Origin of the sequence: Mesorhizobium sp. GbtcB19 (assembly GCF_019091085.1) — a bacterium.
In the GTDB taxonomy this organism is placed as follows: domain Bacteria; phylum Pseudomonadota; class Alphaproteobacteria; order Rhizobiales; family Rhizobiaceae; genus Mesorhizobium.
Genome location: NZ_JAGXJY010000014.1, coordinates 116,726 through 130,598, shown reverse-complemented (window position 1 = coordinate 130,598; position 13,873 = coordinate 116,726). Strand labels below are relative to the sequence as shown.

The window sequence follows — 13,873 nt, the reverse complement described above, 5'->3', positions numbered from 1 at the left end:
GATGCATGTCGCCCAAAAGTGCGCGGCGATTTTGGGAAAACGACATGCTTAGACTTGAGACAATCACGATCAGAGACGAAAAATGAAACTCTACCGCTTTCTGTCCGGTCCGGACGACGCAACTTTCTGCCACAAGGTCACCGCTGCGCTGAACAAGGGCTGGCATCTGTTCGGCTCGCCGACCTACGCCTATGACAAGAAGACCAAGTCGATGCGCTGCGGCCAGGCCGTGGTGAAGGACGTCGAAGGCCAGGAGTACACAGCCGACACCAAGCTGAGTGACTGGTAGGTAGAAAGGGCGGCCCCTCCAACTTCGTCATCCTAGGGCGGAGCGACGCGAAGCGGCGCGCAGACCCTAGGATCCATGCCGTTACCTGAACCGAAGAGTGCGACGCCGCAGGCTATCGTGTTCTGTCGGTAAAAGGCAGCATGACTTCTGAACCGCTGCAACGCTCGTATGTCACGGAATGGATCCTCGGGTCTGCGCGCGTCGCTTCGCTCCTTGCTCCGCCCGTGGATGACGAATTGCCTGGGGTGACGATCTGCGCTCAGCCCGGCGCCACCTGCTCGGCGGCCTCCTCGATCCGCTCCATGTCGTCGTCCGACAGGCCGAAATGGTGGCCGATCTCGTGGATCAGCACATGGGTGACGATGTCGCCCAGCGTCTCCTCGTTCTCGGCCCAGTAATCGAGGATGGCGCGGCGATAGAGCGTGACGCGGTTCGGGCCCTCGCCGGTCTGCGGGTTCCAGCGCTCGGCGATGCCGCGCCCCTCGAACAGGCCGAGCAGGTCGAAGGGCGTCTCCAGCGACAGGTCGTCCATGATCTCGTCGGTCGGGAAATCGGCGATCTGGATGATGATCTCGCCGGTGAGCTTGCGGAACTCTTCCGGCAGATGGGCATAGGTCTCCAGCGCCAGAAGCTCCATCTCGTCCATCGACGGCGAGAGCTGGTCGTGCCAGGTGCGTGTCTTGTAGATACGGGCCATGAAATGTCCTTTGATCCCGGCATATAGGCTTTCGCGCCGATAGAGGCAAATGAGCCGGCAATTCCTGGTTTCGAATCCTTTGTGAATCGGCTATCGCTCGGTTCCGGCCATGATTCAGGAGTTCTCATGCCGGACCTTTCCACCCTCGGACTTTTCGCCATCGCCTGCCTCGCGCTGACCGCCACGCCGGGGCCGGACATGTTGCTGATCGCCTCGCGCAGCGCCAGCCAGGGGCGCGCGTCGGGCCTTGCGACCTATGCCGGCATCGCCGCCGGCACCTATTGCCATGCGCTGGCCGCCGCCTTCGGCCTGTCGCAATTGTTCCTGGCGGCGCCGATCGCTTACGACATCGTGCGTTATGCCGGCGCCGCCTACCTCGCCTATCTCGCCTGGAAGGCATTCCGTTCCGACGGGACGTCGCTCGCGCCGGTCGCCGGCCTGCCGCGCTATTCGCGGGCGCGCATCTTCCGGCAGGGCCTGCTGACCAATCTGCTCAACCCGAAGATGGCGCTGTTCGTGCTGGCGCTGTTCCCGCAATTCGTGCACCCCGAAACGGGGTCCGTCGCGGGCCAGATCCTGATGCTGGCGACCGTCCTCAACCTGATCGGGCTGCTGGTCAACGGGCTGGTCATCCTGACCGCGAGCCGGATCGGCGCCGCCCTGTCGCGGCGCACGCGGTTTCGGCGCGCGCCGCAAATCCTGCTCGGAACCGTCTTCGCGGGACTGGCGGCACGGCTGGCCTTCGGCGGCCAGCGTTGAAATCAGGGCGAAATCCTTAAGGAATAAATTCCTTGTGACTCTGCTTGACTCTTCCGGGCGCCTCTGGAATCTATAAGAACATAACAGGAACAATTGCTGCCGGAAGTGAACGTCATGGCGATGAGCGCCGTGGCGCGGGACACTGTTTTTGCCCTGCGCCGCCAGATCGCGAAGATCGAAGGAACGCTGCCCGAGCGCCTGCAGGCGCCGGCGCCTGGCGCGCCTATCCATGCCACTGGATCGGGCATGACGCCGGACATGACGATCATCCGGCGCGGTCTTGCCGTGGCCGCGGCGGACGCCTTCCTGCACACCGGCATCGAGCGGCTCGACACCGCCCTTGGCGGCGGCCTGCCCAAGGCGGCGCTGAGCGAGATCCATGGCCTGGAGACCCGCGATGCCGGCACTGTTGCCGGTTTCGCGCTGTCGCTCGTAAGCCTGATCCTCAAGGAGAGGCAGGGCCAGCCGATCCTGTGGGTCGGCACGGCGGAAATTTTCCATGAGGCCGGCCTTCCCTATGCCAGAGGGCTGAGCGCCTTGTTCGGCATCGAGCCGGAACAATTGCTGTTTTCCGAGGCGCCGAAACTGCTCGACGCGCTGTGGATCGCCGAGGAGGCGGCCCGCATGACGGCCTTCGCCGCCGTCATCCTCGAGATCCGCGGCAGCCCGCAACGGCTCGACCTCACCGCCACGCGCCGGCTGCATGCGCGGGCTCAAAGCGCCAACCGGCCGGTGCTGCTGCTGCGCCAGGCCGGCGAGGCCGACCCCACCGCGGCCCCGGTGCGCCTCATTGTTTCGGCGGCGCCGGCGGCAAGCCGCGAAACGGTCGCCGGGCCGCTCGCCGGCTCGATCGGCCACCCCGCCTTCAAAGTCGATATCGGCAAGAGCCGCACGGCCCTGCCCGGACAATTCACACTGGAGTGGAACCCCGATGAGCACGCTTTTGCAGAAAGAACAGAGAATTCTGTCGCTGTGGTTCCCGCATCTCAGCGCGGAGCGGATCCTGCGCCAGCGTCTGGGGCGGTCCTGGCGTTCCCGGCCCTCGCATCATCTGCCATTGGTGATCAGCCATCGCGACAACAACACCCAGCGCATCGCGGCCCTCGACGAGCGGGCTGAGGCGCTGAAGCTGAAGCGCGGCATGGGCATTGCCGATGCCCGCGCCATGCACCCTTCGATCGATGTGGTCGAGGCCGACCCGGAAGCAGACCGCCGTCTGCTCGAAGGCCTTGCCGACTGGTGCGACCGTTACACGCCGCTGGTGGCGATCGACGCCGGGGACGGGCTGTTTCTCGACGTCACCGGCTGCACGCATCTGTTCGGCGGCGAGCGCGCCATGCAGGACGAGATTCTCACCCGCTTCTTCCAGCAGGGTTTCGATGTCCGCGCCGGCCTCGCCTCCACGCCGGGCGCCGCCTGGGCGGCGGCGCGCTTCCACGGCAACCGCATCGTCGCCGGCGGCGAGGAGGAGGCGCTGCTGGCGCCGTTGCCCTTGTCGGCGCTGCGCATCGCGCCGGAAACCCGCGCCAGCCTGGAAAGTGTGGGCCTGCGCACCGCCGGCGCGGTGATGGCGGCACCGCGCGCGCCGCTCGCCCGCCGTTTCGGCGCCGCTTTGCTTTTGCGCCTCGACCAGGCGCTCGGCCGTCTCGACGAGGCCGTGTCGCCGCGCCTTCCCGTCGCGCCGCTCTCGGTCGAACGCCACCTTGCCGAGCCGGTCACGCTCACCGACGACATCGAACGGCTCATAAGCCGGCTTGCCGTCGCCCTGAAGGCCGACCTCGAACGGCGCGGCGAGGGCGCAAGGACGCTGGCGCTGCTTCTCTTCCGCGTCGACGGCGCCGTCAGCCGCATCGCCGTCGGCACCTCGCGCCCGCTGCGCGAGCCGCGGCTGATCCAGAAACTGTTTCACGAACGGCTCACCGCATTGGAGCAGAATATCGATGCCGGTTTCGGCTTCGATCTCGTGCGGCTGTCCGTTCTGTCGGTCGCTGCCTTCGACTTGACTCAAGGCGACCTGACCGGCGAGGCGGACGATGATGACGCCGACATCGCGCTGTTCGCCGACCGCGTCCGCGCCCGCCTCGGCGAGGCCGCCGTGCTGAAGCCGGTCGTCGTCGAAAGCCATCTGCCGGAGCGGGCCGTCAAGACCGTGCCTTTCGCCGAAGCGCCGCAAAGGCGCGCCCCGGCGGCCGGACGGACGGCGCCACCCCGAACAGCCCCGCCAATGACCATCTATCCGCCGGAGCGGCCGGTGCGCCTGTTCCGCTCGCCCGAGCCGATCGAGGTGCCGGCGACCGAAATTCCCGAGGGTCCACCGATGAATTTCCGCTGGCGGCGCGCGCTTTACCGCGTCGCCCGCGCCGAGGGGCCGGAGCGCATCGCCGCCGAATGGTGGCGCCGGCTGCCCGGCGAGGAAGAGGCGCCGACCCGCGATTACTACCGCATCGAGGATAGCGAGGGGCGCCGCTACTGGCTCTACCGCCAGGGCCTCTACGGCGGCGCCCCGGAGGCCGCGCCGCCGCGCTGGTACATGCATGGGGTGTTCGCATGAACGCGCTGACCGTCATCCCCTATGCCGAGTTCGGCATCCGGTCGAACTTCTCCTTCCTGCGCGGCGCCTCGAAACCCGAGGAGCTGGTGGTCACGGCGAAGTTCTACGGCTTTGCCTCGATCGGCCTGGCTGATCGCAACACGGTGGCCGGCGTCGTGCGCGCCTGGCAGCAGGCCAAGGTCGAGAAGATGGTCTACCATCCCGGCTGCCGCCTGGTGTTCGGCGACGGCACGCCGGACATCCTCGCCTATCCCCGAGACCGCCAGGGTTGGGGGCATCTCTGCCGTATGCTGACGCAAGCCAATCTGCGCGACGAGAACGAGAAGGGCGCGACGCTGCTTGAGTTGAGCGACCTGCTCGAATGGGGCGACCGGATGTCGCTGGCGCTCCTGCCCGATCTGTCCGGCGGCGCGGAAGAGAGACTCGCGCTTATTAGCCGGCTTAAAGACCGCTTCGGCGCGGCGCTGCGGCTGGCCGTGGCGCCGGATTATGGCGGCAATGACCGCTTCCGCATCGAGCAGGCGGCGGCGATGGCCGAGCATATCCGCGTCCCGCTGCTGGCGACCAATGACGTGCTCTATCATGCCGCCGAGCGCCGCCCGCTACAGGATGTGCTGACCGCGATCCGCCTCAACACGCCGGTTTGCGAGGTCGGGCTGGAGCTGACGGCCAATGCCGAGCGCCATCTGAAGCCGCCGCTGGAGATGGCGCGGCTTTTCCGCCGCCACCCGCAAGCACTGGCCGAGACGCTGCGCTTCGCCGACGAGCTCACCTTCGCGCTCAGCGACCTCGAATACAATTATCCGGACGAGCCGACCGAATCCGGGCTCGGGCCGCAGGCCGAGCTCGAACGCCTGGCGCGCGAAGGCGCCATCGTGCGCTATCCGGGCGGCGTTCCCGATCATGTCACGCAGCGCATCGACAGCGAGCTCGCTCTGATCGAGCGCCTGAACTATGCCCGCTATTTTCTCACCGTCCACGACATCGTCAAATTCGCGCGCAGCAAGGACATCCTTTGCCAGGGTCGTGGCTCGGCCGCCAATTCGATCATCTGCTTCTGCATCGGCATCACCGAGGTCGGCCCCGAACGCATCGACACCTTGTTCGAACGCTTCATCTCCGAGGAGCGCAACGAGCCACCCGACATCGATGTCGACTTCGAGCATGAAAGGCGCGACGAGGTCATCGCCTATATCTACGAGAAATACAGCGCCAAGCGCACCGCCTTGGCCGCTGCCGTCATCAGCTATCGCGGCCGCTCGGCGCTGCGCGAGGTAGCCAAGGCCATGGGCCTGTCGGAAGACGTGCGCAGCGCGCTGTCCAGCACCATCTGGGGCTGGTCGACCTCGGAGCTCGGCGAAAGGGAAGCCAATGCCGGCGGCCTCGACCGCACCGACCCGCTGTCGCGCCAGGTGCTGGAGCGCGCCAACGAGATCATGGGTTTTCCCCGCCATCTCTCCCAGCATGTCGGCGGCTTCGTCATCACCCGCGACCGGCTCGACGAGGTGGTTCCCATCGTCAAGACGGCGATGGAAGAGCGCAAGATGGTCGAATGGGACAAGGACGACCTCGACGCGGTGAAGATCCTCAAGGTCGACGTGCTGGCGCTCGGCATGCTGACCTGCCTGAAGCGCGCCTTCACCTTGCTCACCGATCATTATCCGCAGGCGCGGGACGATTATGGCCGGCCGTTGACCCTTGCGACGCTCCGTGAAGCCGATGAGCGTGTCTACGACATGATCTGCCGGGCCGACACGCTCGGCGTTTTCCAGATCGAGTCGCGCGCCCAGATGTCGATGCTGCCGCGCCTCAAGCCGAGAGATTTCTACGACCTCGTCATCGAGGTGGCGATCGTGCGTCCAGGCCCGATCCAGGGGGACATGGTGCATCCCTATCTGCGCCGGCGGCAGGGCAAGGAAAAGGCCGAATACCCCAAGCCTGAGCTGGAAGAGATTCTCGGCAAAACGCTTGGCGTGCCGCTGTTCCAGGAACAGGCGATGAAGATCGCCATCGTCGCCGGCGGCTTCCGGCCGGGCGAGGCCGACGAGTTGCGTCGCGCCATGGCGACTTTCAAGCGCACCGGGACCATCGGCAACTACCGCCAGCGCATGATCGACGGCATGGTCGGCAGGGGCTACGAAAAGGAATTCGCCGAGCGCTGCTTCAAGCAGATCGAGGGTTTTGGCGAATATGGCTTTCCCGAAAGCCACGCCGCCTCCTTCGCGCTGCTGGTCTACGCCTCTTGCTGGTTCAAGACCTTTTATCCGGATGTCTTCTGCGCCGCGATCCTGAACGCGCAGCCGATGGGCTTTTATCAGCCCGCCCAACTCGTCCGCGACGCCCGCGACCATGGCATCGAGGTGCGCGAGGTCGACATCAACAATTCCGTCTGGGACTGCACGCTGGAAAGGCAGGCCTTCGATCCGTCCCGCATCCTCGAGCGCCACGCCTCGATGCGCGGCGTCATCGAAACGGCGCATGCCGTGCGGCTTGGCTTCCGCCAGATCAAGGGCCTGTCCGAGGAACGCATGGACGCCGCCGTCGCGCGCCGCGGCGACGGCTATCGTTCGGTCAGGGATGTCTGGCTGCGCTCGGGCCTCGATGTCGGCGAGATCGAGAGGCTGGCGCAGGCCGACGCTTTCCGCTCGATCGGCCTCGACCGCCGCTCAGCGCTCTGGGAAGTGCGCGCCCTCGACGGCAGGAGCGCCGCCGAAAAACTGCCGCTGTTCGATCAGCCCTCGCTTAACCTGCGCGAGCTGGAACCGGAAACGAAACTGCCGAAAATGCCGCTCGGCGAGCATGTCGTCCACGACTACCGCTCGCTCGGCCTGTCGCTGAAGGCGCATCCCGTCGCCTTCCTGCGCGAGCGGCTGACCCAGGCCGGCATCACCCCCAATGCCCACCTGCCGTCGGTGCGCGACGGCCGCCGCGTCTCCGTCGCCGGCCTGGTGCTGGTGCGCCAGCGTCCGGGCAAGGGCAATGCGATCTTCCTCACGCTGGAAGACGAAAAGTCGATCGCCAACGTCATCATCTGGCCACGCATCTTCGACCGCTTCCGCTCCGTCGTCATGGGCGCCCGCTTCATCCGCGTCACCGGCAAATTGCAGCACGAATCGGACGTCATCCACATCGTCGCCGACCGGATCGAGGATTTGACTCCATGGCTGAGCGTGCTGCTGGAGTCCGCCAATCGACCGGTCATCGAACATAATCCCGCCGAACGGTCGGTTGGATCGGAGTCCGCTGCAAGCCGTGGCCTGCCGGTCCATCAGGACATCGAAGCCCTATTGGGCGCCGCACAACAGGTCATGCCCAAGGGACGGAATTTTCAATAGGCACAGATTGAGGACGTCGAGAGAAGGGCGCGGCGCCCAAGCTGCCAATCTCCCCCCTTGCGGGGGAGATGTCCGGCAGGACAGAGGGGGGTGCTGTCCCGCCAGCACCTCGAATAGTTGCTAACGCATCGCTACCGCTTGCGGGATCTGCTCACGACGGCCCGCTCAGCCGCGGCGGCGGAGGCGGCAGCACGTCCTCGGCCGAGATCGTGCGCGCCTCCGAAGGCAGCATGATCGGGATGCCGTCGCGCACCGGATAGGCGAGCTTCGCCACGCGCGAAACCAGCTCGCCGCGATCGGGGTCCCAGGTCAGCGGCCCCTTGGTCAGCGGACAGGCGAGCAATTCCAGAAGCTTCGGGTCGACCTCGGCCTTCCGCCCGTCACGTCCGTCCGCCATGAAACCAACCCCCGTCCCGGCTAACTACTGCAGGCTTGACCCAAACTCATCATCCTCGCGCGCCAGCGTCATTTCGGTGATGGCGATCAGCGTCTCGGCGCGCGTCTTCAGGTCCGGCGCTTCCAGCAGCGCCTGCTTCTCGGCCGGCCCGTAGGGCGCCATCATCGACAGCGCGTTGACCAGCATGCCGTTTTCGGCGCGGCTGACGCTCTCCCAGTCCGCCTCGAGATCGTTGGCCTGCAGATAGGCGCGAAACGCCTTGAGCAGCGCCGGCCGGTCGACCTCGGCGGCGGCCGGGTCTTCCTCGAGATCGGCCAGAAACGGCGCGATCTTGCACTGCCGGAACGGCGCCTTTGCCGTCAGTTCCTGCCCGATGCGAAACCGGCACACGCCCTGCAGCGAGATCAGGTAGCGGCCGTCGCCGGTCTCGGCGAGCGAGATGATGCGGCCGGCGCAGCCGACATTGCACAGTTCCGGCTCGCCATCGTCGCGCAACGCGCCGTCGAGGCTGGGCTGGATCATGCCGATCAGCCGCGAGCCGGCCATCGCCTGGTCTATCATCTGCAGGTAGCGCGGCTCGAAAATGTTGAGCGGCATGCGGCCGCCAGGCAAGAGCAACGCGCCGGCGAGCGGAAACACCGGGATCGCCGGCGGCAGATCCTTGGCAAGCCGGTAGAGTGCGTTACCGACGCGCACAGCGACCCTCCCAAAGCCAAGCCGGCAAGCCCATCGACCCGCGATCTCCTCTCACCCCGGCAAACTCGTCTCGAATGACAGCGACCGGTCAGACTGCCTTTATCTGGCGCTGATGCCCCGCTGCTCAAGTCTGCCGGCCACGATAGTCGGCAAAAACTTCAGGGCAATCCCAGGAAAAGCGCGTATCGGCTAGGCCCGCCGCCTTCCGTCTGGAATTGCGCAAAACAAACCTTAAAGCGGTTCGGTGCTTCTGTGAAATGCCGGATCGCTCTACGAAAACAGCAGCGATGACAGCTTGCGCCTCGCCGCGAGCGTCGCCTCGTCGGTCATTCCCCAGGCCTCGAACAGCTTCAGCAGCTGCGCCCTGGCGCCGTCATCGTTCCAGGTTCGGTCGGCCTTGACGATCGAAAGCAGATTGTCGGCGGCGGCATTGCGCTCGCCGCGCGCGTTCTGGATCATCGCGAGGTCGAAGCGCGCCTGATGGTCGGCCGGATTGGCGGCGAGCCGGCGCTCGAACTCCGCCGGATTGCCAAGTGCGGCCGCTTCCGCCGCGAGCGTCATCTTGGCGCGCAGTGCGGCCAGCGCCGGCGCGTCCTTCTTGTCCTCGGGCGCCCGCGCCAGCACCGCTTCGGCGCCTTCCGTGTCGCCGGCATCGAACAGGATTTCGCCCAAGGCGGCGATCGCCTCGATCGTCTCCGGCGCCTGCTCCAGGATCGCGTCGTAGATGTCGGCCGCCGTCTGGACGTCGCCGGCCGTGCGCGCCTCGCTCGCCGCTGCAAGCGCATCCGCGATCTGCGGCGCGCCGCCGCCCTTGCCGCCGACCTTCTGGATGAACTGCGTGATCTGGCTTTCGGGAATGGCGCCCATGAAGCCGTCGACCGGCTGACCGTCCTTGAAGGCGATGACCGCGGGAATGGACTGGATGCCGAGCTGGCCGGCGATCGAAGGATGGTCGTCGATGTTCATCTTGACCAGCTTGACCTTGCCGCCGGCGGCCTGCACCGCCTTTTCGAGCTGCGGGGTCAGCTGCTTGCACGGCCCGCACCACGGCGCCCAGAAATCGACCAGCACCGGCTGGCGGCGCGATTCCTGGATGACGTCGGCGGCGAAGGTGGCGGTCGTCGTGTCCTTGATCAGGTCGGCGGCCGCCGGCGCGTCGCCCAGCGAAACCTTGGCGCGGTCGCCGCCGCCATATTGCACCGTCTGGGCGTACTGGCCGCCATTGCCGCCAAACGCGCCGCTATAGGGATTGTTGTCGCTCATCGTGTCGCCCTTTCGGTCGCGCTCTGGGCGTCGGCGCCCGGCGCGTCATTGTCGGATTTCGGAACCGCCCTCCATGTGGCGATCAGGCCCTGACTTTCAAGAGATTATGAGACCTTCAAGATAACAGGATCGTGGCCGGTTGCCTCGACGAATCTGATCAGATCGGCGGCCGCGATCGAGGTCGTCGCCTCATTGGTCAGCGGATGGCCGTTGATGACGTCGTGGTTCATCAACTCCTGATCGAGCACCGCCTTGACCTTGCCCTGCGTGTCGTTGATCAGGCCGAAGACGGTGACCGCGCCTGGAATGACGCCGAGCAGCTCCATCAGCATCTCCGGTCTGCCGAACGACACCCGGCCGGCCGCGCCGATCAAATGGTGGATCTGCTTCAGGTCGACCACGGCCTCCTCGCCGACGGTGACCAGGAAATAATTGTCCTTCTTGTCCTTGAGGAACAGGTTCTTGGTGTGGCCGCCGTGAATTTCACCGCGCAGGGCCTGCGAATCGGCGACCGTGAACAGCGGCGGATGCCGCACCGTCGAGACGGCAATGCCGAGATCGGCAAGAAAGGCGTTGAGCTCGGCTTCGGTCTTCGGCATTCGGTCCTCGCAGCATCGGGAAGCGTCATGCCGTTTACGGCGAACGGTGCCATCCCGGCAAGGCCGTGCCGGCTGGGCCAACGTTTGCGGCTCTGGATTCAGGCACTTGCGGGCCGCCGGAAAAAGACCGTCATTTCCCTGTTGCAATCGCCGCGCTCTTCGGCCATATAGGCCCGGCTTGCGGCCCGAGGCCGCGCGAGCGGGTGTAGCTCAGGGGTAGAGCACAACCTTGCCAAGGTTGGGGTCGGGCGTTCGAATCGCCTCACCCGCTCCAGTTTCCTCAAGGAAATTAAGCACTGAAAAGGCCGGATCGATCCGGCCTTTTTCATTTTCAGGCGGCGGCACTGGTCAAGCTACGCCAATCCGCCGTCTCGGTCCGGTTCGCTTCACACAATCGTTGATATCCGGCCGTTGATATCCGGCCGTTGATATCCGGCGTTGAGCGATATCCGGCTCCAAGCCTCGCCTTCGGCGTTGCGCGAGACCGCCGATCCAACCTTCGATCACTTCGGATAACGTTTGCGTTCCATGGCCGTTTCAACGCCAGGACGGCCGCTATATCCGCCCTGGGCCGAGAACCGCCGGCGATGAGTGACTGACACCGCGACACGACGCGACCAGACGGCCCGTTTCAGAAGCGATTTTACCGCTTCTCCATCGCAAGGAGAGTCCTCATGCGCTCTTTCACATCCAAAACGCTCATTGCCGCCTCGATCCTCGCGGCCATACCGCTTTCGAGCGCCTATGCGGTGCACCGCCACCGCATAGTGCCCGTCGACACCACGACCACGGCATCGGTGCCGGCGGACCCGGAAGCCAGAGCCGCGATGCAGCAGCTGCTGGGCGTGAAACAGGGTATCCGCGAGGCCAGGGAGGTCGGCAAGATCACGCAGGACCAGGCCCGCGACCTCATGCAGCAGGCGGACACCATCCAGCGCACCGCCTTGACCTCCGGAGGCCGTTCCATGTTGGGCCAGGTCAATGATCTGGACCAGCGGCTTCAGGTCGACACCGGCCAGGGCACCTATATGGGCGGCGGCGCCGACGGCGGCTACTATCCGAACGGCTGACGATATTTGCTCTTCATAAAATGGCCGCCGGTGCGACCAGGCCTGCCTGAGCGCCACCGGCGGTCCGGAAGTGGCGCGAGCCGGTGCCGCTCGGCGGCAGAGCATATCCTTCGGGTCGGCGTTTGAATCGCCTCACCCGCTCCAGTTTCTCGCCAGCGATCTAGCAATCGGAAAGCCGCGGTTCTCCGCGGCTTTTCGCGTTTAGGCCAGGCAGCCTTCAACGCCGCGCCCGACACCGGTTTGCGCTCGAACCATCGCGAGAGCTGTAGATCGCGCAAACTTCAGGCGCTCGACTTCGCGCATCCAGGCAGTGTTCATCGACGCGACAATGTCAGCCGCCCCTCGGACTTGAGTCGTATCTTCAAGGGACTGTAGAGCCCCTTTTGCCGGATCCCCGACGACTATATTGTTTGCTGAAAGTGCTGAAGACAATTCAGCCGGGCAGGTTCGCGGGGATCATTCCCGCAAATCGTTACGTTGGGGCATACCAGAACAAAAATTGGTCATGAGGTTTACCGCCTTACAGGATCCGTGCGGCCAATGGATGGTGTATGATCTGCTGTCGGATTTGCCGGCGCGGATGCCGGACATATTGCTGCTTGGGTTGACGCGCGAAGAGGCCGAGCGGATCGCCCGGCAGGCGAATGAATTCCTCCCGCAATCACAGCCGCGGGCGCCGCGACGGTCGGCGCTTATCGGAAATCTCGGCGGGCTGAAGCGACAGGCGGCACCGGTGAGGTTCATGGCGGTGCGGGATCCGTGTGACGACTGGCTTGTCTGCGATTTGGTTTCCGACCTTCCGGCGGAGCTGGAAAACCGGTTGCTGATCGGGCTGGCGCGAAGCGACGCCGAGCGGCTTGCCGGTCTGGCCAATGCGGGAATTATCAGCTGCGCCGGCAATTCGCCGGTTCCAGCTGCTAGAGCAATTTCAGGAAAAGTGTGAGCGGCTTTCCGTCCGGAATTGCGCCAAAACAAGAAGATGAGCGGTTCGCCGTTTCCGTGCTGCGGCAAGCCGCCCCCAACCGCGACACACTTTTCCTGAAATTGCCCTATCGGCCAATCCCGACCAGCCGGGCGGAGCGGGCAAGCCCGTCGAGCGCGCGCCTGGCCACACCTCTTGCCGGTCCTGCCTGTGGCGCGACGGCAAGGCTGCGCCGCCTTTCCTGCGCGACGCTTTCGAGCTCGTTGAAGAAGCCGGCGTCATAAAAGCGGAAGGACTCCACCTTGCGAAACGCCTTCACGCCGGCTTTCTCGGTCCACTTTTCACCGTCCTGCTTGGTGACGGCGACGTGGGTCTCGCCTTCTATGACCCGCGCCAGCCGCGCCTGGTCCGGCTTCGCGCCCGGAGCGAAGAACCGCACGGCCGCGCCGAACGCCCGATGAGGATCGGCCACCAGATCCTCGTAGCGCACCAGGAGGCGTTCGAAACGGACCGGGCTGTCGACCCACTTGGCCATGAACGCCGCCCAGCCCTCGGCGCGGATGCGCGCGAACTCCTGGAAGCTTTCCTTCGTGTCTTCTGCGCCGTCCAGCAGGTACAGCTCGAAGTCCGAGATCGTCGCCGGCGTGAGCGACCGGCACTGGATCAGATAGGGCACGTCCGGCAGGATCGGGACCGACAGGTCGAAGTCGTGGTTTTTCGTGAAGTTCATGCCCCGGCGCGTGCACGGGGCGCTGCCGCAGCAGGCCGGATCGCTGGTGTAGAACAGGCAGTATCTGAAGTCGCCGCCGAAATAGGCGAGCGCAAGGCGATGCATCAGATGATGCCCGCTGCGCGGCCAGCTCACGCCGGCGACATATCTGACTTTCACGCGACTCAAGCCCCTGTTATCACGGGTTTATGATAGTCTTTGCATAGTCGCCGGAAGGACCGAGGTCCAGCGCCGGCGGCCGTCGCCCACAGCCGTGATTGCGTAATCTCCATTGCAATCTGAAACGGGCGCCGGACCGTGTGTGTTTTTCGATATTTTATGGATCGACGCCGGCACCTGGAGACCCGGCAATGCCGGGATCTGCCCCGATCGCGATCGTCTTCAGCATGATGCTGGTCTCCACGATTTGTGCTCCAGCCACATAGAATGGGGGAAAGCCGCGATGGAAAGACGGCGCCCCGATTCATCCGAACGCCTCCTGCTACCGCTGTGAAGATTTCCAAGGCGCGTCGGCTGAACCCGGTGACCGGGCATATTCCCTGGCAGGGGAGGCATCGGGCTCGCG

At 65.3% G+C, this 13,873-nt stretch carries 13 protein-coding genes and 1 tRNA gene; 8 read left to right on the top strand and 6 right to left on the bottom strand.

The window, feature by feature from the left end; all coding sequences use genetic code 11:
• Positions 1–82 precede the first annotated feature (82 nt).
• Positions 83–289, top strand: coding sequence for a DUF1737 domain-containing protein (locus KVT37_RS22480; RefSeq protein WP_042645368.1), 207 nt, complete (start codon positions 83–85; stop codon positions 287–289).
• Positions 290–548: 259 nt separating this feature from the next.
• On the opposite strand, the gene KVT37_RS22475 is transcribed toward KVT37_RS22480, so the two are convergent.
• Positions 549–986, bottom strand: a complete 438-nt coding sequence (locus KVT37_RS22475) for a metallopeptidase family protein (protein ID WP_217577120.1) — start codon at positions 984–986, stop codon at positions 549–551.
• Between the two features lie 126 nt (positions 987–1,112).
• On the opposite strand from KVT37_RS22475, the gene KVT37_RS22470 reads away from it, so the two are divergent.
• The 4 genes from KVT37_RS22470 (at position 1,113) to KVT37_RS22460 (ending at position 7,631) form a co-directional block, all read left to right on the top strand.
• Positions 1,113–1,745 (top strand): LysE family translocator, encoded by a 633-nt coding sequence (locus KVT37_RS22470; RefSeq protein WP_217577118.1) that lies wholly within the window; start codon positions 1,113–1,115, stop codon positions 1,743–1,745.
• A gap of 114 nt (positions 1,746–1,859) precedes the next feature.
• Positions 1,860–2,864, top strand: coding sequence for an ImuA family protein (locus tag KVT37_RS33500; RefSeq protein WP_254634190.1), 1,005 nt, complete (start codon positions 1,860–1,862; stop codon positions 2,862–2,864).
• The gene (locus KVT37_RS22465; protein ID WP_308642726.1) at positions 2,806–4,296 is read left to right on the top strand and encodes a DUF6504 family protein; all 1,491 of its coding nucleotides are present in this window, start codon (positions 2,806–2,808) and stop codon (positions 4,294–4,296) included. Before KVT37_RS33500 ends, KVT37_RS22465 begins: the two co-directional genes overlap by 59 nt.
• A complete protein-coding gene (locus KVT37_RS22460) occupies positions 4,293–7,631 on the top strand; it encodes an error-prone DNA polymerase (protein WP_217577114.1) in 3,339 nt (1,112 codons plus the stop codon). The genes KVT37_RS22465 and KVT37_RS22460 overlap by 4 nt, the downstream gene beginning before the upstream one ends.
• 151 nt (positions 7,632–7,782) lie before the next feature.
• On the opposite strand, the gene KVT37_RS22455 is transcribed toward KVT37_RS22460, so the two are convergent.
• The 4 genes from KVT37_RS22455 to KVT37_RS22440 form a co-directional block, all read right to left on the bottom strand.
• Positions 7,783–8,028 carry a Trm112 family protein gene (locus tag KVT37_RS22455; protein ID WP_217577112.1) on the bottom strand — a complete coding sequence of 82 codons (246 nt, stop codon included), beginning with the start codon at positions 8,026–8,028 and terminating at the stop codon, positions 7,783–7,785.
• Positions 8,029–8,052: 24 nt separating this feature from the next.
• A complete protein-coding gene (locus tag KVT37_RS22450) occupies positions 8,053–8,724 on the bottom strand; it encodes an LON peptidase substrate-binding domain-containing protein (protein ID WP_217577110.1) in 672 nt (223 codons plus the stop codon).
• 270 nt (positions 8,725–8,994) lie between these two features.
• Positions 8,995–9,987, bottom strand: a complete 993-nt coding sequence (gene trxA / locus KVT37_RS22445; RefSeq protein ID WP_217577108.1) for a thioredoxin — start codon at positions 9,985–9,987, stop codon at positions 8,995–8,997.
• A 104-nt stretch (positions 9,988–10,091) separates the two neighbouring features.
• Positions 10,092–10,586, bottom strand: a complete 495-nt coding sequence (locus KVT37_RS22440) for a prolyl-tRNA synthetase associated domain-containing protein (protein WP_217577106.1) — start codon at positions 10,584–10,586, stop codon at positions 10,092–10,094.
• A gap of 199 nt (positions 10,587–10,785) precedes the next feature.
• Between KVT37_RS22440 and KVT37_RS22435 the strand changes: the two genes are divergently transcribed.
• The 3 genes from KVT37_RS22435 to KVT37_RS22425 all read left to right on the top strand — a co-directional run bounded on the left by KVT37_RS22435 (position 10,786) and on the right by KVT37_RS22425 (position 12,599).
• Positions 10,786–10,860 (top strand) — tRNA-Gly (locus KVT37_RS22435).
• Positions 10,861–11,260: 400 nt separating this feature from the next.
• Positions 11,261–11,656 carry a hypothetical protein gene (locus tag KVT37_RS22430; RefSeq protein ID WP_217577104.1) on the top strand — a complete coding sequence of 132 codons (396 nt, stop codon included), beginning with the start codon at positions 11,261–11,263 and terminating at the stop codon, positions 11,654–11,656.
• Positions 11,657–12,062: 406 nt separating this feature from the next.
• Positions 12,063–12,599, top strand: a complete 537-nt coding sequence (locus KVT37_RS22425) for a hypothetical protein (protein WP_217577102.1) — start codon at positions 12,063–12,065, stop codon at positions 12,597–12,599.
• Positions 12,600–12,705: 106 nt separating this feature from the next.
• Here the strand turns inward: KVT37_RS22425 and KVT37_RS22420 are convergent, their stop codons facing one another.
• The gene (locus KVT37_RS22420) at positions 12,706–13,413 is read right to left on the bottom strand and encodes a hypothetical protein (protein ID WP_217577100.1); all 708 of its coding nucleotides are present in this window, start codon (positions 13,411–13,413) and stop codon (positions 12,706–12,708) included.
• Positions 13,414–13,873: the final 460 nt, after the last annotated feature.